24 protein-coding genes are annotated in these 26,495 nt (G+C 59.8%); 4 read left to right on the top strand and 20 right to left on the bottom strand.

Features of this window, described 5'->3' with window-relative positions:
- Positions 1–2: 2 nt before the first annotated feature.
- Positions 3–677 (bottom strand): helix-turn-helix transcriptional regulator, encoded by a 675-nt coding sequence (locus M9Q49_RS25270; RefSeq protein ID WP_254512071.1) that lies wholly within the window; start codon positions 675–677, stop codon positions 3–5.
- Between the two features lie 249 nt (positions 678–926).
- On the opposite strand from M9Q49_RS25270, the gene M9Q49_RS25265 reads away from it, so the two are divergent.
- From M9Q49_RS25265 to M9Q49_RS25260, 3 genes are all read left to right on the top strand, one after another.
- Positions 927–2,777: a sodium-dependent transporter gene (locus tag M9Q49_RS25265; protein ID WP_254512070.1), complete on the top strand. Its 1,851-nt coding sequence runs from the start codon at positions 927–929 to the stop codon at positions 2,775–2,777.
- On the top strand, positions 2,774–2,905 hold the full coding sequence (locus tag M9Q49_RS35550) for a hypothetical protein (protein WP_261365316.1): 132 nt from the start codon (positions 2,774–2,776) through the stop codon (positions 2,903–2,905). The genes M9Q49_RS25265 and M9Q49_RS35550 overlap by 4 nt, the downstream gene beginning before the upstream one ends.
- A 209-nt stretch (positions 2,906–3,114) precedes the next feature.
- Complete coding sequence (locus M9Q49_RS25260) at positions 3,115–3,840, top strand: redoxin domain-containing protein (protein ID WP_254512069.1); 726 nt, start codon at positions 3,115–3,117, stop codon at positions 3,838–3,840.
- 484 nt (positions 3,841–4,324) lie between these two features.
- On the opposite strand, the gene M9Q49_RS25255 is transcribed toward M9Q49_RS25260, so the two are convergent.
- The 19 genes from M9Q49_RS25255 to M9Q49_RS25165 form a co-directional block, all read right to left on the bottom strand.
- Positions 4,325–4,603 (bottom strand): flagellar motor protein MotB, encoded by a 279-nt coding sequence (locus M9Q49_RS25255; RefSeq protein WP_254512068.1) that lies wholly within the window; start codon positions 4,601–4,603, stop codon positions 4,325–4,327.
- On the bottom strand, positions 4,600–5,364 hold the full coding sequence (locus M9Q49_RS25250) for a motility protein A (RefSeq protein WP_254512067.1): 765 nt from the start codon (positions 5,362–5,364) through the stop codon (positions 4,600–4,602). The genes M9Q49_RS25255 and M9Q49_RS25250 overlap by 4 nt, the downstream gene beginning before the upstream one ends.
- Entirely contained in the window at positions 5,364–5,594 is a 231-nt protein-coding gene (locus M9Q49_RS25245; protein WP_254512066.1) for a flagellar FlbD family protein, read from the bottom strand. The genes M9Q49_RS25250 and M9Q49_RS25245 overlap by 1 nt, the downstream gene beginning before the upstream one ends.
- Positions 5,595–5,715: 121 nt before the next feature.
- On the bottom strand, positions 5,716–8,169 hold the full coding sequence (locus M9Q49_RS25240; RefSeq protein WP_254512065.1) for a flagellar hook-basal body complex protein: 2,454 nt from the start codon (positions 8,167–8,169) through the stop codon (positions 5,716–5,718).
- 129 nt (positions 8,170–8,298) lie between these two features.
- A complete protein-coding gene (locus M9Q49_RS25235; protein ID WP_254512064.1) occupies positions 8,299–8,742 on the bottom strand; it encodes a flagellar hook assembly protein FlgD in 444 nt (147 codons plus the stop codon).
- A 36-nt stretch (positions 8,743–8,778) separates the two neighbouring features.
- Positions 8,779–10,428 carry a flagellar hook-length control protein FliK gene (locus M9Q49_RS25230; protein ID WP_254512063.1) on the bottom strand — a complete coding sequence of 550 codons (1,650 nt, stop codon included), beginning with the start codon at positions 10,426–10,428 and terminating at the stop codon, positions 8,779–8,781.
- Positions 10,425–11,159 (bottom strand): hypothetical protein, encoded by a 735-nt coding sequence (locus M9Q49_RS25225; protein ID WP_254512062.1) that lies wholly within the window; start codon positions 11,157–11,159, stop codon positions 10,425–10,427. The genes M9Q49_RS25230 and M9Q49_RS25225 overlap by 4 nt, the downstream gene beginning before the upstream one ends.
- The gene (gene fliJ / locus M9Q49_RS25220) at positions 11,156–11,626 is read right to left on the bottom strand and encodes a flagellar export protein FliJ (RefSeq protein WP_254512061.1); all 471 of its coding nucleotides are present in this window, start codon (positions 11,624–11,626) and stop codon (positions 11,156–11,158) included. Before fliJ ends, M9Q49_RS25225 begins: the two co-directional genes overlap by 4 nt.
- A 6-nt stretch (positions 11,627–11,632) precedes the next feature.
- Positions 11,633–13,015, bottom strand: a complete 1,383-nt coding sequence (locus M9Q49_RS25215; protein WP_254512060.1) for a FliI/YscN family ATPase — start codon at positions 13,013–13,015, stop codon at positions 11,633–11,635.
- A gap of 6 nt (positions 13,016–13,021) precedes the next feature.
- Positions 13,022–13,684: a FliH/SctL family protein gene (locus tag M9Q49_RS25210; protein ID WP_254512059.1), complete on the bottom strand. Its 663-nt coding sequence runs from the start codon at positions 13,682–13,684 to the stop codon at positions 13,022–13,024.
- Positions 13,685–13,717: 33 nt separating this feature from the next.
- The gene (locus M9Q49_RS25205; protein ID WP_254512058.1) at positions 13,718–14,842 is read right to left on the bottom strand and encodes a FliG C-terminal domain-containing protein; all 1,125 of its coding nucleotides are present in this window, start codon (positions 14,840–14,842) and stop codon (positions 13,718–13,720) included.
- A 28-nt stretch (positions 14,843–14,870) separates the two neighbouring features.
- Positions 14,871–16,559, bottom strand: a complete 1,689-nt coding sequence (locus M9Q49_RS25200) for a hypothetical protein (protein ID WP_254512057.1) — start codon at positions 16,557–16,559, stop codon at positions 14,871–14,873.
- A gap of 84 nt (positions 16,560–16,643) precedes the next feature.
- Positions 16,644–16,982, bottom strand: a complete 339-nt coding sequence (gene fliE / locus M9Q49_RS25195) for a flagellar hook-basal body complex protein FliE (RefSeq protein WP_254512055.1) — start codon at positions 16,980–16,982, stop codon at positions 16,644–16,646.
- Positions 16,983–17,021: 39 nt separating this feature from the next.
- Positions 17,022–17,447: a flagellar basal body rod protein FlgC gene (gene flgC, locus M9Q49_RS25190; protein ID WP_254512054.1), complete on the bottom strand. Its 426-nt coding sequence runs from the start codon at positions 17,445–17,447 to the stop codon at positions 17,022–17,024.
- Positions 17,448–17,501: 54 nt separating this feature from the next.
- A complete protein-coding gene (locus tag M9Q49_RS25185; RefSeq protein ID WP_254512052.1) occupies positions 17,502–17,924 on the bottom strand; it encodes a flagellar basal body rod protein FlgB in 423 nt (140 codons plus the stop codon).
- Positions 17,925–18,147: 223 nt separating this feature from the next.
- A complete protein-coding gene (locus M9Q49_RS25180; protein ID WP_254512050.1) occupies positions 18,148–19,581 on the bottom strand; it encodes a sigma-54-dependent transcriptional regulator in 1,434 nt (477 codons plus the stop codon).
- 2 nt (positions 19,582–19,583) lie between these two features.
- Entirely contained in the window at positions 19,584–20,444 is an 861-nt protein-coding gene (locus M9Q49_RS25175; RefSeq protein ID WP_254512049.1) for a sensor histidine kinase, read from the bottom strand.
- A 3-nt stretch (positions 20,445–20,447) separates the two neighbouring features.
- Positions 20,448–20,900: a hypothetical protein gene (locus M9Q49_RS25170; RefSeq protein WP_254512047.1), complete on the bottom strand. Its 453-nt coding sequence runs from the start codon at positions 20,898–20,900 to the stop codon at positions 20,448–20,450.
- Positions 20,901–20,919: 19 nt separating this feature from the next.
- On the bottom strand, positions 20,920–23,481 hold the full coding sequence (locus tag M9Q49_RS25165) for a tetratricopeptide repeat protein (protein WP_254512045.1): 2,562 nt from the start codon (positions 23,479–23,481) through the stop codon (positions 20,920–20,922).
- Between the two features lie 376 nt (positions 23,482–23,857).
- On the opposite strand from M9Q49_RS25165, the gene M9Q49_RS25160 reads away from it, so the two are divergent.
- The gene (locus M9Q49_RS25160) at positions 23,858–26,425 is read left to right on the top strand and encodes a trypsin-like peptidase domain-containing protein (RefSeq protein ID WP_254512044.1); all 2,568 of its coding nucleotides are present in this window, start codon (positions 23,858–23,860) and stop codon (positions 26,423–26,425) included.
- Positions 26,426–26,495 lie beyond the last annotated feature (70 nt).

Here is a 26,495-nt window from a genome sequence, read left to right as displayed (position 1 = left end):
GGTTAGGATACCGCAGCCGGTGGCATTTCGACTAGCGGCCCTGTCGAAATCGCCGCCGGTTCAAACGTGCAACAGCTGTCGCCATTGAGCCGGCAGTTCGACAGCTTGACGCTCTCGCCGAGCAACTCCGAAAACATCATCCGTTCCATCGCACAAATGCTCTGATCCTGTTCTGCCAACTCGGGATAAGGGCAGGAATGAGCACTCAAAATCGGCAGCGAACGACTATCGTTGGCGCGCTGCACGTCGAACGGAATCTGCTTGGCCGTAAAGAGTTGCGCCAGCGATTCCATCCGTTCATCCAGCGAATCACCGTGAATCTGCTCGGCGTAGGCTTCGGCCATCCGCTTGCTCACGCGCTGCAGCAAACCGCGGCGAATCTCCCGGTCCTTGATGTCCCGGATCTCCTGCCACAGAGCCACGGCCAGATCCGTGAAATTGGCCCCCGCCGAACGGCGACCTTTTTCTGTGAGCTGGTACTTATGTGAAGGGCGGCCCCGCGAGCCGGTCTTCACTTCCCGTTCGATCAAACCATCGCGTAACAGCCGGTTCAATCGCTGCCGGACCGCAGTCGCCGTAACTCCCGTGTTCGCAATTAATTGCGATACGCCCATCGCTCGATGCTTGCGGAGCAAGTCGAGGAACTGCAGGTCGGAGGTTTCGGGTGCGGTAGACATGGGGAGATATTCGCTCTTTAAGAATCGTACACCCCTGACAACCTTTTAGGCAAGGATGTATGTCTAAAAGGAACAACGAATCCCGACAATTGGCGCAACCATTTGACATTTCGCGGCTTACCGCCAATACTGCCGACGCGTATTCATGGTCGTTAGGTCGCTCGACCGAGATGACAAATAGACGTCAGCAGGGAAGCTGGCCGGATTCGTCATCGCGCGGAGCGTCGATGACCACAGGGAGGGAAGTGCATGGGCGGGAAGGATCGATGGGCCTCGCGCACGGGCCTGGTGTTCGCCATGGCTGGCAACGCTGTTGGCCTGGGCAACTTCCTGCGCTTCCCCGCTCAAACGGCCGCCAATGGCGGCGGCGCCTTCCTGATTCCTTATCTTGTAGCCCTCGTCGTCATCGGCATTCCGCTGATTTGGGTCGAATGGGCCATGGGCCGTTATGGCGGCCAGCACGGCCACCACAGCACGCCCGGCATCTTCGACGCCATTGGTCGTCGCCCATTTTGGAAATACATCGGGGTCTTCGGCCTGTGGTCGAACCTGATCATCGCGGCGTTCTATCTCTACATCGAATCGTGGACGATGGCTTACGCGAGCTACTCGCTCCTCGGCGGTTTTGAAACAACCGACCCGTCGCAATATTTCAATCGCATCACCGGCGAACAGCCGGCCGGCATTTGGTCGTTCAGCGTGCCGGGGCTCGTGATGTTCGGGCTGTGCGTCGGCCTCAATATCTGGATTCTCTCGCGCGGCCTGACCGCGGGCATCGAACTGGTTTGCAAGATCGGCATGCCGCTATTGATGATCTTTGCTGTCCTGCTCGCCGTTCGCGCGCTACTAATCGTGCCGGCCACCGAACCGGCCGGCTGGGCCATCGCCGATGCGAAAGCGGTGGCCAGTCCCTTCGACGGCCTTCGGCTGTTTTGGGAACCGAAGTTCGATCGCCTCTGGAATCCCACCGTTTGGCTCGCTGCTGCCGGACAGATGTTCTTCACACTGTCGCTCGGCATGGGCTCGATTCATTGCTATGCCTCCTACCTGCGCGAAAAAGACGACATCGTGCTGAGCTCCTCTGCCGTGGTTTGGACGAGCGAGTTCTGCAAAGTGATTCTCGGCAGCCTGCTGCTGATCCCGATCGCGGTCGCTTACTTCGGCGTCGAGCAGGTGCAAGCCCTTACCGCTGGCGGCAGTGGCTTTGACATTGGCTTTCGCAAATTTCCCATTCTCTTTTTGAACTGGGGCTTCCTCGCGCCGATTGCGGGCTTCCTCTGGTTCACGCTCCTCTTCTTTGCCGCGCTCACCAGTTCGATCGCCATGGGGCAACCGATCGTGTCGTTCCTGCAATCGGAGTTCGGCTATTCGCGGCAGAAGAGTGCGCTCGCCTTTGGCCTGATGTTGCTCCCCTTGGCTTTGCCGGTGGCGCTCCTGCACAGCCGATCGTTCTTGTACGAATTCGATTATTGGGCAGGCTCGTTCGCGCTGATTCTTTTTGCTTTGGCCGAAACGATTCTGTTCGCTTGGGTCTTCGGCATGGATCGCGCCTGGGAAGAAATCACTAAGGGAGCCCAACTAAAAATCCCGCGCGCGTTCGCGCACTTCATCAAGTTTGTCACGCCGACGTTCCTGCTGTTGATCCTGATCGCTTACACGTTTCATCCCGTCGGCCGAGTCGAAGTCGCCGATCCGAAAACGAACGAGCGGCGCATTGAAGCTCGCGGTTGGCGGCCGTACATCACCGGTTGGTTTAGCAGCGACAAAATGCAGCCGTGGGAATGGTCGCGCGAAGGGATGATCGGCAAGCTCCTCAATCGCGACCTGACCGATGAAAAACTCGCGCTGCAACAGCACCTCGTCACCACTTCGCTGACGGACGCGCAGCACAAAGCTGCCCGCGATCAGCTCGCCTTCATTCCCACGTTGCGCATTCTGCGGCGCATCGACCGCGGCGTGATGATCTGCGCCTTCCTCTTCTGCTGCGGCCTGGTCTGGTTTGCCTGGCGCAAGCGGGCCGCCAATGAAGATGGCCCGGCCAAACCGAAAGCCAAGCCGAGAGAGGCTGCGAAAGAAGTCGCCAAGGAGATCAAACGATGAGCCACTTCACCAGTTCCCTCTCCGCCACCATCATGCTCATCGCCGTCTGGAGCGTGATTCTCGGCAACCTGAGCTACTGCGTCTTCAAGCTACTGCGGTCTGAGCGAAAACTCAGTGGCGACGAGTAGTTTTGCCTCGCGTGGCAAGACTCTACATTGAAGAACGTTCTAGTCCTGCCGAAATTCGGGAGGGCGAGGCTCCCGCCGAGCCGCCGAGGTTGACATGCTGTGGCTGCCGGCGACTGCTTTCGACCGCCGCGGCTCGGCGGGAGCCTCGCCCTCCCGGGCAATTGCCCGCGTCGCCAGCGAGCGTGAACGGTTACAAAAAGGAGGAAGCTGTGACCACGTCAAACTCGACGCCTGCCGGCGGCAAGCGCGCCGGTTCATCGATCAAGGACGCAGTGCTCGCCACCGTGGCATTGATCGCGCTCGCGGTTGTCGGTTGGTATCTCTATCAGCAGCTTCGACCGGCTCCGGCCTATACATTCGAGGTTCTCGAAGGGCCCGTCGAATCGAATCAGGACAACGTCACGGCTGCGCAACTGCTCGACATGCCACTGGTCGATGAGCAGGGCCAGCCTGTGTCGCTGCGCGAGCGGCAAGGGAAGCAACACCTGGTGATCGTCTTTACCCGCGGTTCGATGGCTGCCGTGCCAGCTCGCAGCAAAGGGCCGCAGCTGCCGCAATTGCCGAACGTCTGTCCGTATTGCTCCACCCAGGCCACAGGCATCGCCAATTGCATGCCGGAATTCATCAAGGAAGATGCCGCCGTGCTACTCGTCTTTCCGGTGACCGAACTCACGCAAAATGTCGATGCCGTCACATTGCGCAACACGGTCAAAAAACCAGGCGAAGAGCCGGCGTTTCCGATTCTGCTCGATGTCAAACTCCAAGCCGTCGATAAGCTCGGCCTGCGCGATCATCTCGCGCGCCCCGCGTCGTTCATCATCGACAAATCAGGAGACCTGCGGTTTGCCTACGTCGCCAAGAAAGGCTCCGCCGACCGCCCCAGCGGCAATGAATTGCTGAGGCGAGTGAAGCAGCTGAATGAAGAAAAGCAGTAAGGCTTCCGGTTGCCACGGGAGGGCGAGGCTCCCGCCGAGCCGCGCCGGTGGAAAGCAGTCGTTGACGGCCTTCGCAATTTCACCTCGGCGGCTCGGCGGGAGCCTCGCCCTCCCGAAATCAGTGCCAGCGTGAACGGTTGCCTTTTGTGCGCACCTCTGACCTAAGTTGTCGCTACATTCGCCTTTAATTGGCGAGTGTTCTTTCTCACTTTGGTCGATGTTTTTTGAAAACGACAGCAGTCGCGGCGCTACCGGTGCGCGCTGAGAGGAACCAATCGATCACTGCTGCGGAAGCGATTGATTCGCTCGCGAATGATCGTCGCTGGTTATAAAAAGGTTATAGGCATGGCCCGTTATAACCATCTGTTTTGGTCGCAAGATGTTGACTGTCAACTTGTTGCCGGAAGCGAAGAGAATTCGATAACCTGTTATATATTCCACCGCGCGGATTTAAGACTGCTACGGTGGCGAAGAGTGCGGGCCTTCACGGAGACGGCAACAAGAGGGCGGCCCGGCGTTCGAATCCAGCGCGGAGATTTCCGCTGAGTACCGCCTGCGTACTCGCCACCGCTTCCTTCTCATCGGTGTGGCCGAACTTGGCGTGGATCGAACGGGCGACTCCCTGGAACTTTTCGGTTTGCTTGAATTCGCTGAGCGAAAACAGCAGCACGAACATTACCAGTAGCAACGTCATCAAATCGCTGTACGTGATCAGCCAGACCGGTGCGCGCTCGGTGTCGTCATTCATCAGGTGCTGGTTCATCGGCCATCGCCTCGTTGGCCCGGCGGGAGATAAACCTGCAGTCGCTGCGCGATGAGTCGCGGATGATCACCGGCTTGAATGGCGAGAATGCCGCGGACGATGATTTCGCGCTGCAGCATTTCCTGCCGGCTGTAATAAGCGAGCTTCTCTGCCATCGGTAGGATCGATGCGGTCGAGAGAACAGCGCCATACAAAGTGGTGATCAGCGCCACGGCCATGCCGCCGGCGATGCTGGCCGGATCGCTGATGTTGCCGAGCATCACGATCAGCCCGAGCAACGTGCCGATCAGACCAAAGGCCGGCGCCGAACGCCCCAGTTGATCGAGCATTCCTTTTCCTTCGCGATGCCGACGGCCGAGAGCGTCGATTTCGCTCCGCAACACTTCCTCGAGCATCTCCGGCCGAGTGCCATCGACGGCGAGTTCCACGCCGAGGCGAATGAAGGGATGGGCGATTTCATCTTTGCGATGTTCGATCGCCAGCAAGCCATCTCGCCGCGCGACATCGGCGAGGCGCGTGAGCTCATCGACGAGGCCGCGAACGTTGGCGACTTGAGGAAAGAGGAGCCGAAAGAGAACCGACGGCAACTTCATCACGGTGCTGATCGGAAAGCAGAGGAGCAGCGCCGCCGCCATGCCGCCGCCGACCATCGCGATGGCAGCGGAATCATAAAACGCGGTGGGCGAGCCGCCGCTCATCGTGACCGAAGCGCCAATCATGCCGACCGCCAGGACCAGGCCCATTACCGTTGCCATATCCATTATGCAGTCTCCTTGCTCGCGCTGACTCGAGCCGTCGGTTGCGGCGGCAAGAGGAACTTCGACTGCTGATAGCGCACGGCCCGCTGCATGACTTCGTCCATCGGCTCGCGCACGATCATCCGGTCGCCCGACGTCAGCGTCACGAACGTATCAGGTCGCGATTCGATGTAGCGAATCAACTCGGCGTTGAGGATGAATGGTTCGCCGTCGAGGCGGGTTAACTTAATCATGTGAGCGATCGCTGCGTTTCGCGAATTTCAATCATCGAGCAAAGGGGGAGATTATCCGAGCATCAGCCCCTCACCCCAACCCTCTCCCCGGAGTACCGAGGAGAGGGAGTGAGGAGTTTGATTACCGGCGGATGTTGAGCAATTCATCGAGCAACTGCTGAGCAGTCGTGATGACGCGGGCGTTGCCACGGTATTGAGTCGTGGCGAGCACGAGGTCGATCAGGTTCTTACCGATGTCGGTGTTCGAAAGTTCCACCGCACCGGCAATGATCTTGCCCGTGCCATCGTCACCCGGATTGCCTTCGACGGGCAGGCCGGAGTTCACACCTTGGCTGAAGGTGTTTTGCCCCTTCTGCTCGAGACCGGCGGGGTTGGCGAAACGAGCGAGACGGAGCTGACCAAGGTCGCGTGTCACACCGCTGCTAAACACACCGCGAATCGTGCCGTCTTCGCCGATGATGTAACTGCTGAGCGTACCAGCCGACGAACCGTCTTGTCGGGCGGCTGCCAGCGAGCTATTGGCTTGGGCGAGGCCGGAGACCGACGTGAAGTCGATCGCGAATTCGAGCGGATCCGACGAAGGAATGTTGCGGCGCTGAATGGTGACGCGGTCGTTCGTCGTATTGACGAAGCTACCTTTGCCATCGAACGTAACGAGTCCCGTGCCGACCGCAATCTCACCGCCGCTGGTGGGACTGTTTTGCGAAGCATCGGCAAACCAGCGATAGGTGGTCGCCGAGTCGCTGACCGATTCGAGCACAGCAGTGACGCGTACGTTGAGCGGAATACCGAGCGAATCGTAGACCACAAAGTCGGCGACCGTGCTCTGCCCCTTGGGCTGCTGAATCGTACCGAAGCCCGCATTCGGCGTGACCACATCACCGCCTGGCGTGGTGATGCGGAAGCTCGAGATATCGATCTGCACGTCGTTGTTCACGCCGTTGTTCGACACGATGCGGATCTTACCATCCTTAATCGTAATGCCGGGCGACAGCTGCGTAGTTTCGCCAGGGATGTTATTCAGCGAACCAGGGATTGGATGCTGCGGATCGTCGAGCGCGGTTTGAATGCCGGTCGCTTCCTGCATGAAGTCGATCAGGTCCTGCACGGTCGAAGTCGACGTGATTTCGAACGACTTGGGCGACAGCGTGCGGCCACCTTTGCGGGCCGTGAAATCGAGTGTGCCAACCTGAAACATGTTTTCGTAATCGAGGCCGTCGCGCTTGATGACGTTCACGAGCAGCGTATTGCTGTCGAGCTTGGGGCCATCGAGATCGATCTCTTTATTGCCTGAAATCGACAGGTCAGAGATCTGCGCATCGGTGGCATTATCGGTGAAGTCTTCACCAGGCGCTACCTCGCCCACGAGGTAATAACGGCTGCTGTCGCCGGCCAGATTGCGATAGATGCGGACCGTGTCGTAAGCCGGAAAACCGCCACCAGGACCAGGCGACGGCGGCGTCGGCAAATTGCTGAGCTGCACGCGACCGTTGACGATGTTCTGCGGGCCGAGCAGTTCCGACGGCCGGCTTTCTTCTTCACCCAGGCGCGAGTAAGTAACCAGGTAGCTGTAGTTGCCGTTGATCGAAGTATTGTCGAGCGCGTTCGCCGACAGCGGCACGGCATTGGTGTCGGTGTAGCTGCCACCAGCAGTGGTCGTGGCGAGTTCGAAGAAATTTGAACCGCCCGCAGCCGTGCGATAAATCTTCACCTGCGAATAACCCGGTTGCGCGGGGGGCAATGAACCAAGGTTGATGGCGTTGTTGGCCAGACCGTCGCCGACCGGCACCGTGTAGCTCACTTCGTTCGAAGCCATCGACTCATTGCCGCTGTCATCGACATACGTAAAGCGATAACGGTAAGTCGCTCCTTCCGCATGTGTACCAGCGCCTTCGGTAGTCGTCCGGGTCACGCCGCTCGCATCGGGCGTCGCGGCCACGTTCACGCTCACACCCGTCAGATCGGGCCGAGGAATCGCTGTATCGCCGAGCGTGGCGCTTTGAGTTACACCAGCCGTATTGGCAACGTCGCCCGAAGGCGAGAGCACGCCTTGCATGAAGACGTTTTGTGTCGCCTGAGCCACTGCCGCCGAACCGAGCGGAATGCTGATCGGCGTGAGCGTGGTCGTTTGAATTTCGAATTGATCGTCGACACCGTAGCCCAGCACGCGCTGACCCGTCGTGGTCACCAGTTCATTATTGGAGTTGGTTTTGAACTGGCCGTTGCGGGTGTAAAGCTGTTCGCCTTGCGAACCGGCGACGATGAAAAAGCCATCCCCTTGGATCGCGAGATCCGACGAATTGGAGCTGACCTCGATTGTCCCTTGCGTGAAGTCGGGTGTGATTTCGGCGACGCGAGTACCGAGACCCGTTTGCCGCGGGTTCGTACCACCCTGGCCCGGTGTGGGCGATGAACCCAAGCTTTGCGTCTGCAAAAACTGCGTCGCAAAGACCGAAGTCGATGCTTTAAAGCCGACCGTCTGCGAGTTGGCCAGGTTATTGCCGACGACGTCGACCTGCGTTTCGGCAGCCGTCATACCGGTGAGGGCAGTGGTGAGTGCGGATGCTAGACCCATTAGTAAAAGCTCCGAGGGGGAGATGTTTTAAAGTTCTGAGTGGGGAGTTTTGAGTTCTGAGACAAGAGCTAGAGCTGGGACAGATTTCCTGTCTCAGAACTCACCACTCAAAACTCAGAACTGCTCTTCTTACGACGGCAGGACTTCGCGCACGTTCTTCAAGTCGATGTCTTGGCCATTGACGTGCACGCGATAGGTTCGTTTCGTGTTGTCGTCTTCGTCGACATCGATCGAAACTCTCTCGACGACACCTTCGATGTTCTCGGCTTTGTCGGTCAGCGCAGAAACCTTTTTGCCGATCAAGCTGCTGGCCGTGCTCAAGCTCTGGCCCGATTGCACCTGGTCAAGCGAATTCGACAGTTTGTCGGTGGCCGCAATGTTGCGGATCGAGCCGATCTGCTGCACCAGCTCGTTGTTATCCATCGGATTGAGCGGATCCTGATTTGTCAGTTCCGAGATCATGATCTGCAGGAACTGATTGATATCGAGGTCCTTCAGATCCTTCGGCTTCTTGGCAGGATCGGTCGGGCTGTTGGCGGAACTGCCGGTTGGTGCGACGGGTGTAGTGGCCATGCGGACTTCCTTGTCTGCGGTTGGTTTGGCAAAGGACTAAACAATCACGTTCAGCTGGCGATCTTGCCAACCGCTGGTGGGAGTTGAATTGGTGGTGGTCGGTGTGGATGAGGTCGTTTTGACGGCAGTGATCATCGGGCGTGTCTCGCGCGCTGGATTGCGGTCGCGCGGTTGATCGGAAAACTGCTGATTCATCTGCTGATCGGGCTCACGCTGCGAGAGATCGACGTCGAACTTCTCGAGCTTCATTCCCTGCTCGGCCAGTCGTTCACGGAGCGCGGGAAGGTTCTCCAGCAGAATCGCTCGCGCGTCGCTGTTTTCGACTTCGACACGCGCGGCGAGACCGTGCTCGCTCATATTCACTTCGACCCGCAGCGCGCCGAGTTCGGGTGGACTCAAACGAAGGCGGATTTCGCCGCCCCGTTCGCTAGCCACTTCAAAGGCTTTCGATACACGCTGCAAGAATCGCGCGGCGTCGACATGCAACGGCGGCGGAGTGGGCTGCTGCGGAGTCGTGCGCATCACTGCATGGGCCGGGAGTCGCTGCGTGATGGCTTGGTTGGCGAGGGGCTGTGTCGTGGTGAGCTTGGCTGTGTCGGGGGCCTGTTGCTGCTGTCCAGCCTGCAAATCAGGAACGGCGGGTGCCTCTGCCGCCGGTGGTGTGCTGGTTTCGACTTTCAGATCGACGGCGGCGGCCACTTCGCTCGGCGGTGGAACGGCTGGAGTGAGCGGCGTGGTCAGGCTGGGGAGCTCGAGCTCTTTTGACTTTCGCTCGCCTTTATCTTCTGCATCATTCGCCGGAGCAGCAGCGGCTGCCAGATCCGTTTCTACTGACGTGGCTTCCGGAGTCGCCTCGGAAGTCTTGGTGTCACCAGTCGCTTTCAAATGTTTGGCGCGATCATCGGTCGTAACCGCCGATTTGGCTGGAGAGGTGCGCGCCGCATTTGCTTTGGCGGTTGTTGTGGCTTGCGACTGGAGCGCGCTGGGCATCACGCCGATGCCGGCGGCAGGTTGCTCCGAGCCTTCGGCGGTGGCTGGTTCCGTCGGCTCTTCGCCAACGGCAACTTCGGCGATGGCTTCGGTGCCGGCAGCTACTTTTTGGGTCACCGACAATTCGGTTGCTGTGGCAGCGACCAGCGTTTCGCCGACGGCAGGCTGCGCGATGATCCCTGTGGCAGGCTCTTCGGCGGGCGCAGCTTCTTCTTCAGCAGCGGTAGTTTCGCCTGTCAGCTCGGGATTGATCTGCGTTGCTTTTTGCTCCGGCAGCGGCTTCTCGACGACCGCAGCGGCTGCCACGGCGAGGGCTGCAGCGGCGTCTTTGCTGGTTTCCTGGGCGTCTTCGGCGGCCGGAGCTTCGGCGTCTTTTTTGCCAGTTTTATCCACATTTTGCGCAACTGGCTGGTCATTGCCATCGGCGGCAGTTGTGGTCGTTTCGTCAGTCGTGTCGTCGTGATCCGAATGTTGATCGGCCGCGCGGCAACCATCGGCGGGTTGGTTTGACTTGGTGGGCGCGTCGCGCTTCGTGGTATCACGCGACGGTGCGGATTGCGCAGGAGCGCTCGGCTTCGGTGGTGGCGACAGTGCGCGTTGAAAGTCCGGCGCGCTGCCATCGCGCGCGGTTGACGGCGTGACGAACAGGTCAGTCACGGCAGAGAGCGCGGTGGGATCGGTTCCGCGAATGTTCATGGCGTGTTGCCTGCTGGTGCGTTGGGTTTTTTGGGATTGAGTTGCTGTTGCAGCTGTTTGCGGGTGTCGCGGAGGAGTTCGCTTTCCGGCGTACCGAGGCGGATCTCTCGCAAGATCTCGCTGAGCTTCTCGGTCTCTTCCGGCAGTTTGAATTCCGCGAAGATTTTCTTTCGCTTGTCGAGCGGCATGTTCTTCAGCAGGTTGACCACGTCCGACATCGGCTGATCGTCGGCCGCTTTCGGCGGTGTGTTCAGGATCTGCAGTAGCTGATCCTTGGCCTGCTTCGGTTGCATCGCTTCGATGGCTTGTTGCAGTTCAACGATCGCCTGGTCGGTGCGGCCGCTTTCGAGCGCCGCGATGCGATTGTCGAACGACTGTTTCCATAGATCGAGCCGTTGTCGCTCGGTCTTGATTTGTGATTCGAGGTTCCGCAAATCTTGCAGAGACTTGTCAAGCGCACTCTCCCGCAAATCCAAGTCGAGGCTCGCGAGCGCGCGGCGCTCGACGACTGCTTCGAGCGATGGCTGCTCGGGATTCTTCTCTTGATTGCCATCCTTCTTCTTCTGCGAACCATCCTGCGGAATGCCGTACACCGCAGCCAGGATCGCCAGGTAGCGATCGCCCGTGAGTGCGCCTTTCATCCATAGCATGCCGCCGAGGACGCCCATCGAAATGACTGTCGCGACGCAGAACGCCACCACGGCGGCGCCGAGCCAACCCACGATTTTCATGTGACCTCCCGCTGACGGAAGGCGCGGACGATCGCGATCTCATCCAGCTCGCGTTGTTCGATCGCGTTCTCACGGAATTCGTGCTCTTTCAGGCCCTTTTCTTGCAGTTTTTCCAGCACTCGCACGTCGCGATCGGCTTCGACCAGTGCCGCTTGCCGCTTGCCAATTTCTACGGCGATTTGCTTTTGTTGTTGCACCAGCTGCGCGGCTTGTGCGCGGAGCATCATCACGTTGCGATTGGCGTTGAGCAGGCTGTCGACGTTTAAACCGCCGGTTGAGTTGGCTTGCTTCTGCAACAGTTCACGCGTGGCGTCTTGGGTGCTCACGATGTCGGCGGCGACTTTGTCTTGCTGTTCGCGGAGCACTTCGGACGCTCGCTGTGCGCGGCCGAGTTCGGCGCGGCGCTCATCGCGCGCAGCCGAACGGAGGCGGAGGACAGTCTGCAATCGAAAGCGGTACGTGCTCATGCGTTATCAGCCGACCGGCTGGGCTCCTTTGCGAATGTTCGCGGGATTGATCTGCGCGCCGGGCTGCACCGTCGGCTTCTTACTGGCGAGGCACTTCTGCGCGAGTTGCACGAGCGCGGCTCGCGAGAGTTCGACGCTCGAGCGATCGTCGACGGCTTGCCGCAGGTACTTTTGCACTTCGTCGCGCATCGCGATGGCCATGTCGACCGTTGGATTCGCGCCGTTGCGATAAGCGCCGATGGAAATCAAGTCTTCGTGCTCGCGATAAGCCGAGAGAAGTTCGCGAATCACTTGCGCGCCGGCCTTTTGATCCGGCGGCGTGATGTCGGTGAACAAGCGGCTGATGCTGCCGAGTACATCGATGGCGGGGAAGTGGGCCTGCGCGGCGAGTCGTCGCGACAAGATCACGTGGCCGTCGAGCAAACCGCGGACGGTATCGCTGACTGGCTCGTTGGTGTCGTCGCCTTCGACCAGCACCGAGTAAAACGCAGTGATGCTGCCGTGCTCGTTACGCCCGGCCCGTTCGACAAGTCGCGGCAACATGGCGAAGACTGACGGCGGATAACCCTTCGTGGTTGGCGGTTCGCCGGCAGCGAGACCAATCTCTCGCTGGGCCATCGCGAAGCGAGTGAGCGAGTCCATGATCAGCAGGACGCTCTTCCCTTGATCGCGAAAAAACTCGGCGATCGCGGTCGCTGTCATCGCGGCTTGCACGCGCACGAGCGCTGGTTCGTCGCTGGTGGCAACAACGACCACGCTGCGAGCGAGGCCCGCAGGACCGAGGTCGCGTTCGAGGAACTCATTCACTTCGCGGCCACGTTCGCCGATCAGGGCGATGACGTTCACATCGGCTGAGGTGTACTTCGACATCATGCCGAGGAGTACGCTCTTGCCGACGCCGGAGCCGGCGAAGATGCCAAGGCGTTGACCGATGCCGCAGGTCAGCAAGCCATCGATGGCACGGACGCCCGTCGAGAGCGGCTGATGGACGCGCGGCCGATTCAGGGCTGGTGGTGGTTTGCGATTGAGGGGCACGCGTTCGGAAAGAACCGGTTGCGGCAGATCGTCGAGCCAATTTCCGCGAGCATCGAGTACTCGGCCGAGCAACTCATTGCCGACGCCGATGATCCGCGAGGTGCGATGCAAGGTCACGCGACTGCCGGGTCGCACGCCGTTCATTTCGCCGAGCGGATAGAGCAACGTGTGGCCGTCGCGAAAGCCAATGACTTCGGCTTCGACGTCTTCGCCGGCTTGTCGCTGAATCATCGCCAGCGCGCCGATCGGCGCAGGGAAGCCGCCCGCGGCAGCGACGAGCCCCTCGGTGCGCACGATACTGCCGGTCATGCCGATCGGCAGAATGTTGGCCAGTTGTGAAAGGTGATCGGGCATATTTCGTTAGGTGCTGCCACCCAGTTCTTGAGCAATGCGAGTGAGTTGCGTTTCCAGACGTTGATCGATCGAACCGAATTCGGTTTCGATACGGCAGCCGCCGGCCGTGATTTGTGGATCGGGCACGACCTGCACCTTGCCAAGTTGCGCGAGCGGTTGCGAAACCTTCAGCACGCGATCGCCCAGCGCGGCGTGATCGGCGGGGTTCAAGCGAACGGTAATTCGCTCTTGGCCGTGAGCCAATTCGAGACCTTCTTTAATCAGTTCGAGCGTGATAGCAGGTTGTTGCGCGACTTGATGGCGAATGACTTTTTCAGCGATACCAAGCGACAGTTTCAGAGCGTGCTCTTCCCAGTGGCGTTGCCAAGCGAGACGCGATTGCTGAATCTGTTGAACCGCTTGTTGCAACGTGGGAATGACGGTTTGCAGTTGCTGATCGATGCGCGTGCGGACCGCAACTTCTGCGGCGGCGAGGGCGGCTTTTTTACCTTCTTCCATCGCGGTGGCTTTGACTTTGGCGGCTTCGTCGCGAGCTTGCTTGACGATGGCAGCCGCTTCGGCGCGGACCTTTTGCAGGTATTCGCTACCCATGTCGCCGAACTGGAACGGCACGGCGGGGCCGCCGGTTTCGCCGGTGTGAGTTGCCGCTGCTTTGATGACGCCTGCCATGACGGATTCGCTGTGGTTCGTTTTTGCGGAGTGCTAGGTATGCAAGCTGAGGTGCTCAGGAAGTTGACGGAACGGCAGGTTGATGAGACCCATCTCGTGCAACTCGACGGCGAGCCGAGCGAGTTGTTCTTGCGCCGCGTCGATGTCACGCAGGCGGAGCGGGCCGGGGTGATTCAATCGCTGCCGCAGCGCGGTGGCATCGGCGGCGGGGAGTTGTTTGAGAATTCGCTGCACGAGTCGCTCTTCGGCGCCGGTGAGGGCGAGAATCACGATCTGCGGATCGGCTTCGGCGAAGACTCGCTTGAGCGATGCGTCGTTCAGTTCGGTGAGCTGTGTGAAGCGAATTGGCGCCGGCGCTGTTTTGGCGACTGGCGTCACGATCGCTTGGGGTGAAAGCTTTGCGGCTTGCGTTGCCGTGACCGGATTAGGCCGAGCGGTGTTGGCTTCGAGATAACCGAGCTGGCGAACAAGAGCTTGATCGCGATGCGCGAGTTGGCCGAGCATTCGCTTGCGAAGCGGATCGTTGAGAGCCGACAGCACCGCGCTCGCACCGGCGAGGCCTTGCGGGCGGCGTTCAGCTTCGATTTGCGGCAGCAACTGCTGACGGATTTCGCTTTCGAGATCGGCGAGGATCTCGGCCGACAGCTGATGGAGGCGGGCCATCCGAGCGAGCGCTTCAGTGCTGAGCTCCGCAGGCAAGCGTTCCATCACGCGAGCGGCCTGGTCGGGATCGAGATGCGCGAGAATGACGGCGACGGTTTGCGGATGTTCTTGGCGAAGGAAGTCGGCGAGCAGACCGGGACTGGCATCGCGGAGGAACGCGAATGGCGGTTGCGGCGCGTAAGAGGGTTCGTAATTTGTTTCGGCAAGGGGCAGCGCCGCGTCACTCAGTTCGAGTTCTACGGCTTCTTCCGCAGGATCTGAAGCGGCTGCGAGCGATGGCAGCTTGCCGCCGCTTTGCAGAAACTCGGCGATGACTTCCTCTTGCAGGGCGGCCGGGATTTCGTCGAGCTGCAGCAATTCTGCCCGCACGCGATCGGCTTGCGCCGGCGGCATCGAATCGAGCAGCGCGTCGGCAGCCCGCATGTCGAGCGCATTGATCAGCACGGCTGCTTTTTGCAGCGAGGTGAGTTTCGGAGCTGAGCGAGTGGCGTTCAAGGTTCAGGTTTTCAGTTCAAGGTGGGAGTTAAGCGGCTTCGCCGATCCAAGTGCGGAGAATATTGGCGGCAGCGTCGGGATCTTCTTTCACCAGCGACTGCAATTCGTTCTTCAAATCACCGCCAGCCGCGGTGAAACGCTTCAGACGCGGTGTTTTGCTCGGCTCGCTGCTTTCATCCGCCTCGTCTTCGCCATCGGCGGCGACGACCGACAGATTGGGAGCACCACCGCCAGCGGCAGCCGCTTCGGCGACATTGGCAGCCACACCAGCCGAAGCCGTGCTGTTAAGCATGCTTCGCATCATCAGGAAGCAGAGAAGCCCTGCGCCGATCATGCCCAGCGTTTGCCAATTTTCGGAGAGCCAAGCGAGCGCGTTGTCGGCGAAGGCCGGCGGAATGATCGGGGCCGCAGCGAGATCGGTGAAGGTCGACACGCTGATGTGCGGATAAGGATTGGTCCCTTGCGCGACCGGCGGCAAGAGATTGCGAACCGTTTCTTCGATCCGCTTGCGAGTTTCGTTTTCGATCTGAGCCAGAGCGGCTGCGTCGGGTTCACCGTTTTGACCGGCGGGACGGCGTTCCTTCCAGACCTTGCTGTAGTAGCTGGCCGGGACTTCGATTGAGGTCGTGACTTGCGAGGGAGCGAGGGGCACTTTGCTGATGAGCGTTTGCTCATGGCCAGGGACGTTCTTCGTCTCTGAGCTCGATTCGGTGGTCTGCGATTGACCACCGCTGCCGCTACCGCTCACAGCAATTGCACGGTTACCGGCCACACCGTTCGATTCGGCGCCAGGCCGACCACCAGGAGCCGGTTGCGACGACGTCATTTCCTTGGTGTTTTCGCGAGTCGAAACCGTTGTTGGTTTGGCATCGAGCTTGATCGTTTGCGTGCTGTGCTGCAACTCGGGATTGAGCTCGACATTCACACCGACAATTACGCCGGGGATCATGGCCAGCTGATCGTGAATCTTGCGCTGCCATTCGCGTTCGAACTTGGCTTTGTGAGCGGCGTACAGACTTTCGTCTTCGCCAAAGCCGCCAGCGCCTGTGCCGCCGCCATAAGTGTGATGCGTTGCGAGATCGGTGATCGTCACGTTCTGCCGTTCGAGGCCAACGTAGGCCGAGGCGACGACGTTGCGAATCGACTTCACCTGATCTTCTTCCAGTGGCGCACCGGCCGATTGTACGGCGACCATGGCGGTCTTCTTTTTCTGCCGCGAGAGACCACCCATTTGTTCTTCGTCGAATTGCACCGTCGCCGATTCGATGCCGCGCATCCGCGAGATGATCAGCGAGAGTTCTTTGGTTTTGGCATGAGCCCGGCGAAGTTCAAGCGAGCGCGTCGAGGAGAACGGATTGTCTCCCTTCAAGTCATCGGTCATGTATTTGTGGAAGTCGGCCGGCAATGCTTGCGCTTCAGCCATGGCGGCGAGGTATTGCTGCTTTTGGCCGCGAGGAATGCGGATTTGATTGCCGACGACCACGCTTTTGCCGAGCTTGCCTTTGGCAAACGCGGCTTCGATAGCAGTGAGTTCGGAACCCGAGAACGCCCGGCCGTTGAGAAGATATTCGTCACCGGCAGCCACTTGATATTGAAACAAGTAGACCAGGCTGACGACGATCAGCGCGAGGAGCAAACCCACGGCCAGTCGTGAACCAGCCGACATCGAGCGAAAGATGTCGCTGAGTTGAGCGTAGAGTTTGTTGACGAAATCCATGGCGTGCGTCCTGCGGTGTTATTGCATCCTGCAACAGCGAATCAGCGTACTCGCTGCGAAAACCAGCGTAGTCGCTGCGATTACTCAGATCCGAATGTTATTCACCTCCTGCCACGCGGAGACGAGTTTGTTGCGGACTTGCATCATGAGGCGGAACGACATGTCGGCCTTCTGCAGCGAAGTGAGAACTTCGGCGGGATTCACATCGTCGCCGGTCACGAGTTGCTGCACGGCCTTGTCTGATTCCTGCTGCATGTTGTTTACCTGATCGAGCGCCTCGAGCAGCATGTTCTTGAAGGGCTGCTGCGCGCCGGCGGCGCCACCCAGTTCATTGGCCTGCGGCGCGAAGCCCGCGCTCTTGCCGAGCTGACTGATGTTCAGCGGCGAAGCGGGAAACGGAGTGGAAGCAGAAATCGGGGTCATGCCAGGCTCACTTCTTCAAACAATGCGCACTCAGTTGTCTTAGCCCAAGATGCGGAGCGTTTGCTGACTCATGTTCTTGGTGATTTCCATCACACCGAGGTTGGCTTCGTACGCGCGGGAAGCGACGAGAGCGTCGACCATTTCGGTTTGCATGTTGATCTTGGGATAAGCGACGTAGCCCTTCTTGGGGCCATCTTTGATCGCATACGGATGATCTGGTTGCCAACGATAATTTGGCTCATGTTTCTCGGTCTCGACCGACGATACTTTGACGCCTTGAGCGCCGTAGCCCGTCGACTTGTCGGGATCGACTTGAAACATCACATAACGACCTTCGTAAGCGCTCATCTCGCCGTTCGGTCCGCGAGTTTGCGAGTTGAGGTTGGCAAGATTGCCCGAGACGGCATCGAGCCGAGTCCGCTGCGCGACGAGTGCGCTCGTGCTGATGTCGATGGCGGAAATCATGGGCGGTCCTCCGTACGTGTTCTTGCTGCGGGACGCAGCGTTCAATAATTGTCGTTACACGCGTTCGCTGATGGCCGTTTGCAGCAACTGCATCTGGTTCGACATGATCGTCAGGGCCAGATTGTGCAGGTATTGGTTCTTGTTGATCTCGGTGATCTGTTGTTCGAGGTCGATGTTTGTGTCGTCGTGATAGAGCATGTTGGTGAGGGAGTCGCTGACCTTCCGCATGGGGTCTTCAGGGCTCGTCGGCAAGTCGCCCGCCGAGATCGGTCGGCCACCGTTGCCGGGGCGATTCGCTTCGGCGATGGCAGCTTTCAGACGCTCTTCGAAAACCTCCACCGACATGTCGCGGGTGCGATAGCCGGGCGTATTGATATTGGCGATGTTCCCCGCGAGCACACCGTGCCGCGCCTGCGAAAAGTTCACCACTTGTTGCAGGACAGGGATATTCGTGGAACTGAGCAAGCCTGGCAACATCAGTTGTCCTTTCTCATGCTCAATGAGCGACACGAAGTGCAAGTGCTGGGCCGAGAGCGTGATAGCAGGTTGGCTAGCGAGACGTCGGCAATTGCGTAAGTCAGTGGTGCGGTGGTGGAAGGGCAATTCTTGGGGGTGTGCGCAGTTCGGCGAAACTCACGTCGAGCGTGGAGTGATAGCGGCAATTGTTGCCGATCGGCTGCGGCATGATTTGCTGCCAGCATCAGGCAACCCTCGCAAAAACCTTGGCCCGCGGTGCATACCCGTACAACCGCAATTTGTTCGTCAATGTCCGAATGCCGATGCCGAGCGCCTGAGCAGCGCGGGCACGATGGCCGTCGTAGTGATCGAGCGTGGCTTCGATGAGTTTGCGTTCCATGTCTTCGAGCTTCATGCCAGCGCTCAGGGCGCCTTCGCCATTAGTGGTTTTGCCAGCGATGGCGGTTTCTTCGTCGAGCAGCCAGGTGCGCAGATCGTCAGCCGTGATCGGGTCGTCGCCGGCGAGCACACTCGCGCGGGTCACCAGATTTTCGAGCTCGCGCACATTGCCGGGCCAGTGATAGTGGCTGAGGAGATCGAGCGCGGAAGACGAGAACTCCGCCGGTTGGCGATTCATGCGGCTGGCGACTTGCTTCGCGACATGCGCGACGAGCAGCGGCACATCGCCGAGGCGATGACGGAGCGGCGGCACTTCGAGCAGCACCACGGCCAGGCGGTAGTAGAGGTCTTGGCGAAAGCGGTTCTGCGAAACTTCCTGCCGCAAGTCGCGATTAGTCGAAGCGATGACGCGAACGTTGGTCGTACGCGATTGGCTGCTGCCGACGCGCTCGTAGGATTTTTCCTGCAGCACGCGGAGGAGTTTGGCTTGCAGCGGCAGTTCGATTTCGGTGATTTCGTCGAGCAGAATGGTGCCGCCATCAGCGAGCTCAAAACGGCCAACGCGGGGAGCATCGGCACTCGTGAATGCACCCTTTTCATGACCGAAGAGTTCGCTTTCCATCAGCTGCGGCGAGAGCGCGGGGCAGTTGAGTCCCACAAAGGCGCCAACCGAACGCTTGCTGGCCGCATGCAGGCAACGAGCGACGAGTTCTTTGCCGGTGCCACTTTCGCCGGTGATGAGCACGGTCTCATCGGTGGGCGCAACTTGCGCGATGCGGCGACGGAGGCGGGCCAGCGGCTCGCTGTTGCCGATCATCAGGTTGTGCCAATCGGGAACCGAGGCCAGCACTTGCGAACGTGTTTCGCTACGAGCTGCTTGCCGCAGCGCCCGGCCAACGAGTTGTTCGAGTTGCTCGGCATCGAAGGGCTTTTCGATGAAATCGAAAGCACCGTGACGCATCGCATCGACGGCGGCTTCGACGGTGGCGAAGGCGGTGACCATCACCACCTGGCCGTCGAATTTGCGAGCTTCCAGAGCGCGGATCAGTTCGAGTCCCGTCATGCCCGGCATCTGCAAGTCGGTGACGACGACGTCGATCAACTCTTTGTCGAGCAGTTGCAGCACTTCGCGGCCGCTGCTGCACATGAAGACTTCGTGTCCCGCCGCCTTCAGCACATCGGCGATCGATTGGCGAGCGCGGGCGTTGTCGTCGACCACGCAAATGCGTCCCGTCGCGTTGTCGCTGAGAGTACTCAGGGTTTCAGTAGCCTCGGTCATGGTTAGGTCTCCTGTTCCGGGGGTTGGTGCGGCAGGCACAGAGTGAAAGCAGCGCCGCCGGTCGGGCAGTTCGCCGCGATGATATGGCCGCCATGGGCTTCGGCGATGCGTTCGACGATCGCCAGACCCAGGCCCGTGCCGTTACTTTTGGTCGTAAAGAAAGGTTCGAAGAGTCGAGCAAGCGCGCTCTCGGGCAAACCGGGGCCGTTATCGGCGACTTCGATTTCCACAGCCAGCGGCGTTGTGCGGGCGGTCACCGAGAGTTGCCCGCCCTGAGGCATGGCGTCGACGGCGTTGAGAATCAGATTGAGCAGAGCGCGGCGGAGCATGTCAGCATCGGCCGTGGCACGAAGTTCGAGCGGCGCGTCGACATCGGCTTCGATGCCTTGCGCGGCAAACTGCGGTTGCAGCGACTGACACAGGTCATGAGCGATGGCGCCCGGCGACAGGAGCTGAAATTTCGGTTCGCGATGAGCGCTGAAATTGAGCAGATCGCTGACGATGACTTCGAGCGCGGAGAAACCAGATTCGACATTGCCGACGATTTCGCTGCTCCCCGCATCATCACGCACACGGCGCTTGAGCAAGCTCAGATAGAGCTTCAGCGGCACCAAGCCGTTGCGAACTTCGTGTGCCACATGCGATGCCATCTGCCCGAGATCGGCCAGGCGGTTGCGGCGGGCGAGCTCGCGGTTTTTCACTTCCAGCTCATCGCTCAAGCGGCGAACTTCGGCTTGCAGGGCTTCGTGCGTGCGCTGCAAACGATCGGTCGCTTCGTTCCAAGCGGCGAGAATGATCTGCAGATCGGCAGCGTCGGGAATGATCGCGGCTGATTCTCTTTCTTGTGTCAGCATGTCGCTCATCGGTTAGCCTTCCATGCTGAGGTCGAAGGATGCAGATGAAGAAGCAGACGGCGTGGTCACGTAAGCGCCTTGCGCCTCTTGCGTGCCGTACATCCCTTGCAACTGAGCGGCAGTCGCGTCGCGGCGGCGCGACATTTCGACTTCGGATTGTTTTTCGATCGCCATGATTTCGGTGAGGAGCACGGCACAACGATCGGCATCGCGGCGGCAACTCGCTCGCAGTTCGGGCGAAGCCCACTGCCGACGGTTGGGATCTTCATCGCGAAACGGATCGAGTTCGCGCTCGACGAGTTGCAGTTGGGCGAGGAGCGAATCCTTGGAACCAAGCACCTGCAACAGCCGCGACATATCTCCTTCGTCAACCAGCGACAGCTGAGCCGCGCCGAGCTTGCGCAACAGCTCCAGGAGCTGCGTTTTGCGGGCCATCAAGTTGGCGAGGAGGTTGGGATCGTTCATACGTCGTCGAATCGTCCTTTTACAAACCGCTATACCATTCGAGGAGTTGCGACCACTGCTGCCGGTCGAAACGGGTCGTGGCCGCGAAGTTGGCATCGGGCTTGATCCGTTCCAGCACCACGCGGGCTTGCTGGAGCGTGCCGCGGGCTTCGGAGTAACGCTGCAACCGGCGATAACAGGTCGCGATCTGCACGTAAGCTTCGAGAGCTTCGGGCTCGTGCTGATAGCGATTGGTCGCCGCCGAGTAAGCTTGAATCGCTTCTTCGAGTCGGCCGAGATCGAACAACGCATCGGCCCGATTGAAGTAGCAATTGCGGAGAATCTTCAAGTCGACCGAGGCTCGCTGACTCTCTTTGTCGTCGGCCAGCTTCTCGATCAGTCGCGTGTATTCGCTCACGGCTGATGTCAAATCGTTTTGCAATTGGCGATTGAGCGCTTGCCGAGTGGAGTCGATCGTCACGATGTCCAAACGATGTCGAGGGAAGCGAGCCGCGCGGCGATAGGCTTCGGCCACTTCGTAATTGGCGATAATCGTTTGCTGCGCATTTGGAAAACGTTGCGAGGCTTCGGTAAGCGTCTTCACGGCTTCTTCGAAGTGGGCCGCGGCGAGTTCCATTTCACGGAGACCTTCGCTGGCGCGTTTTTCTTCGGTTTCCTGCGGTGGCACATTGCGGCTGCGAGCATCGTGTTCAATTCCCTGCTGAAACTGAATCCGCCCGAGTAGAAACAACGAGTCGCGCCACTCGGCGCTTTGCGGCGTGAGCGCGGAGCCGAACAAATTGGTGCTCAGCATTTCGCGGGCGGCGACGAGATCGCCTTTTTCTTGCAACGCCGTCGCCGCGTAGAGGCGCGACTGGAAGCTGGCTGGATGCTTTTCATAGAGCTGCTGGACCTGCGTGAGGACCGGCATGGCTTCGCTGGTGCGACCGAGCGCGACCAGAGCCTGACCGAGACCGACGAGGGCTTCGGGCTGACCGGAGCGAGTCTGCTGACGGAGAAATTCGCGGAACGTTTCTTCGGCTTGCTGATAGCCGTGACCTTGCAGGAAGGTGCTGGCCGCTCGCAGCAGATCATCGGGATAGAACCGCGTGGCGATTCGCTCTTTGGCGAGTTCACGATCGTAATTGGCTGCTTCCCGCAGGTGAGCGCGGGCCTGATGCTGCAGTTGCACTTGTTCAGTGCGACTGCGGCCAGCGATCTGTGCGACGAAATCGGCCGACCAGTTGCGTTCGATGTCGGCCCGCCATTGCAGCGTTTGCGCAACAGGGATGATGGCCGCTGCGGCTTCGGCCAGCTCGAGCGCTTCGGCGAAGGACTTCAAATCTTGATAGCGACGAATCGTCACGCCGAGCCGATTTTGCATTTCGGTTTTGCCGAGCCAACGATTGTCGTAGGCTTCGGCGGGGCCCGCTTCTTGCAAGCCGCGGCGATAAAGCCGGAGCGACTCTTCGACCTGGCCGCCGTTGGCGAGCCAATCGGCTTCGAAGAACGTCGCCGCGACCGCTTCGGGCGAACCGTGGTGAGCTTTGCGCAGTTTGGCAAAGAGGGCCGTTGCTTCGCGCGTTTGGCCCAAGCGTTCGTGACATTCGGCCAGGAGGAGATTCAGTTGGGCCGCAACGGCAGGTTCCAAACCTTTGCGTTCCGCGTAGGGCAGCAGTTCGGCGAGGAGCGTTTGCAACGGCTGCTGTTCGGCGGCGGTCAGCTTTTGACCCGGCTGCGGCTTGGGCAAACGTTGCAACTGCACGCGGGCCGCAAGTGCTTGAGCTTCGGGAAACGCCGAAGAGGTATCGACGATCTGCCGCAACGCTTGCTCGCAGGAGGCCAGATCATTGGCAGTAAAATAGATGTTCGCAGCGAGCAGGTTCGCGGCGTCTTTTTCGCGCGGCGACAAGTTCGGCAACTGCAGCAAGCGCGCGTTGTGTACGAGGGCCTGCTTGGGCTGCGGCGGTGTAGTCTTGAGATAGCAATCGGTGAGTTCTTGTTCGATTTCGATCGCCGAATCGGGATTTTTCGCGAGCGCATCGTTCAGAATCGGCACGGCCTGTGCGAAACGCCCCGCGCGATAAAAGCAGCGCCCCAGCGTGAGCAAGCCTTGTGGCTCACGACCCTTAGGAAAGGCGATTTGCCGCGACTGGTCGAGGTAGCGGGCAGCAATCAAGTTGAGCAAGCGGCGGTTCGTCGGCTGAGTCGATTCTTCCGCTTCGCTGGCGACGATGCTGCCGAGAACATACAGGCAAGCCGCTTGCAGCGACTCGTCGAGGTCTTTCTCGGCTCGCAGTTTGGTGGCTTGTTCGCGAGCTGTTGCGTATTCGTGGTCGTCGAGCGGAGCAAGAATTTTCGTCGCCGTGATTTTTTCTTCTTCGCCGCCGAAAAAGAATAAAGTCGCGACGCCGAGCGCGCCGATGATCGCCACCACGCTCAATGCCAGTGGCACGCCGACCTTCACGGGGCTGTGCCGAGCAGCCGAAATCAGGCGGCCAGGAGCGCCAAGCAGTTGGCGAAGCTTGCCCGGTTGCGCATGACCATCCGCGTGGCCCTGAGGGCCTGAGTGCGACGGGCTGTGCGGCGCATGCGCGGTCACGGGACGTCCTTGTCCATCGACTGCCGACTTCCATGCCGGCGGAATTTGCGGAACGATACAAGGCAGTTTGTACTTGGAATCGCCGACCTGCGTCAATTGAGAATCGCTGCAGTGCTAGCAGCATCAGTCGTCGACCTGCGCGTGGTCGATCACCTTCCCTCGCCACCGCGCCGAAAGTCGCGGAGCTCTTTCGGCGTGCGCGGCTGGTTTACTTCTATTCACCGAGCACCGAGTGTGATCGGCGACAATAGTTAGCGCTGCAAAAACTTGCGGTGGCGCGCGACTGCGCAGATAATTGAGGGACCTGGAGCCGGCCTCATCGTGCTCCGGGCGACTGCTTTTATTTGCCCGGTTCGCTTCCAAAGGCTCGCTAACCATGTCGGAAGTTTTGTGCCGCTGTTCGGCCTGCACGGCGAAATTCAAAATCGACGTTAAGTACGCGGGCCGAAAAGCTCGCTGCCCGAAGTGTTCGGCGATCGTCGAAGTGCCGCCGCTCGATGCCCCGGCGGGTACTCCCGACAAACCACCGGCCAACGCGCCGATCTCCAGCAGCACCACCGTCGTTCCGAGCATCACGACGCAAGCACCACCGAAAACGCCGGCTAAAACTCCGCCGAAAACCGGCGCCATGCCCGTTCCAACGGCCAGCAGCAGCGCGATCCCCAAGCCGGCGACGGCCGGCAAGCCAGTCGTTAAAGCAGCCCCGGCTCGTCCGTTGAATGCTCCCGCCCCGCCGCCGCCTCCTCCACCGCCGCCGCCAGAAGTGCCGCTGGAAGCGGCTGTTGAGGACTATCCGCCCGAATATCCAGCGGAGTATCAGCCCAGCAACAGCGGTTTCGACTTTCAATTGAATACCACGCCGCCTGCAGCAGTGAATCCTGCTGCAAGCACGCCGACGAACACTAGTGCCGCCCAACCTCACGCAGCGCCCAAGGCACGCGGCAAGAAGGTGAACAACAAGATCCCGCTGCCGTTGCTGCTCGGCGGTGGTGGCGTGTTGCTGCTGTTGATCGTGCTGGGCGGTGCAGTTGTCTACATGTTTTCGCAATCGCCATCGCCGAAAGTGGCCAAGGGAACCGGCAAAGGGGCGACCAAGGCCACCGCGACGGCTGTGGCAGGTCCTGCTGCTCCCGCTGGAACTCGCATCGGCAAGCTCGTACTCGATTGGCCCGAGACCGAACGCAAAGGCGGCTTTGGCGTGAAGGTCGACGGCCGCACGCAACTCGCGCTAACCAAGGGCGAGCTGACTTACGACCTCAAAGCTGGCGAGCACAAAGTGATGCTCGAACGCAACGGCTACGAGCCGGTCTCTGGCACGGTCTCGATCAAGCCGGGCGAGCTGACGACGTTCAAGCCTGAGTGGAAGAAGGATGCGCTGGCGGCGACGCGCGGCCCCTCGCAGATCTTCGGCGGTTCAGACACCACTGCGAACAGCGAAGGCGCCTATGGTGCCGGCACTCCGGTGAACGGCTTCAATGGCTTTATGCAGAACTTTCAGATGGCGCAGGACAACGCTCAGAAGGAGAACAAGAACCTGCTCGTCATTTTCAGCTGCAGCGACGTCGATGGGAAATCGATCGCCATCGGTCGGGCGACTCAGCAGGAGGCCACGAAGCGAGAGATCGAGGCTTCGTACATTCCGGTAATCATCGATTTTCCCCGCACTCCCGGAGCGCTGAGCAACGTTTATGCGATTGAACGGAACATTGTCTTGGCCCGCGAATTTGCCGTCGAGGAAGACATTCCAGCGCTCGTGATGCTCGATTCGAAAGGGAAGAGTTACTACCTGCAAACACAGTGGCAAAAGGGAGTGAACAACTTGCAGGTTTATCTGGCCGAAGGGGCGGCTGCGCGTATCGAACGCGATGAGCTGTGGGCTGCCGCGCAAGGAGATTCACTCGAGCCGGCCGTGAAGTTTTTGAAATGGTTGATGGAACGCAAGCTCATCATGCGTTACGGCGACGAGGTGAAGCAGTTGGCCCCAACTGCGCGGCGGCTCGACACCAACAACGAGAAAGGGCAACTCGAATACTTTGTCGAAGCGGAGATCGTGACGGGATTGAGGGAACTGCGGCCAGGCCGAGTCGGGATCCTACTCGCGCCGTTGCACGCCTTTCTGAATGACAGCAAATTCAAGGACGACGATCGAGCGGTTAGTATGCATTTGCTTGCGGCAGCGCTCTTTCGACAGATCCAACAGCCGGGCGAATCCCGCAAGCATCTGGCCCGCGCGGAGATCTACAAGCCCAAGAATAAGGAGTTGCGAGATACGCTGGCCGCAGCGAAACGGGAAATGGAGCAGGATAAGATCCTCTCGGCCGGCACGGGCTTCGTCGTCGCCGAGGGGGGGTACATCATGACGAACCATCATGTCATCGATGGCCGCGGCCAGGTGATGGTCCGCTTGCCTGACCTCAAGAACACGACGATCCCCGGTCGCGTGATTGCCCAGGATGAAGAGCGCGATATGGCCCTGGTGAAGGTCGATTTTCCCGCCGACATGACGATCAAAACGGTTCCAGTAGCGCCAGTGAAGGTCGCCCGCGGTTTGGAAGTGGCCGCCTTCGGCTATCCGCTAGCCGACTCGGCGAAGACGGCGATCACCCTGACCACGGGCCGAGTCGCCAAGCTGCCTGATGCCTCGACCGAAGAGATGATCACGCTCGACCTGCTGGTGAACCCCGGCAACAGCGGCGGTCCGTTGTGCGACACCAAGGGAAACGTAGTCGGCATGGTAACGGCAAAGACCCGGACCAACATGTTTACGAACGAAGACAGCTACGGCATGGCTGTTCCCTCGCCGGACCTGGTGAAGTTTCTCGACGAGCATCTGCCGGCGGGCACTGCGCGACCGAAACCAGTAGTCGAAACCGACAAGCTGGATTGGGAAAAGGTCGACGCCCTGGTGAGCCCGGGGGTGCTGCTTATCTTGAAGATGCAGTAGAGATGTTGCGTTCGCGAAAGGATCTCGCAGGTCAAGAAACAAAGAACGGCCCGTTCTCGCTTTCGCTCGA

The organism is Anatilimnocola floriformis (assembly GCF_024256385.1).
GTDB lineage: Bacteria > Planctomycetota > Planctomycetia > Pirellulales > Pirellulaceae > Anatilimnocola > Anatilimnocola floriformis.
Note: the sequence above shows the minus strand (reverse complement) of the source record. Positions and strands in the feature narration are given on the sequence as shown.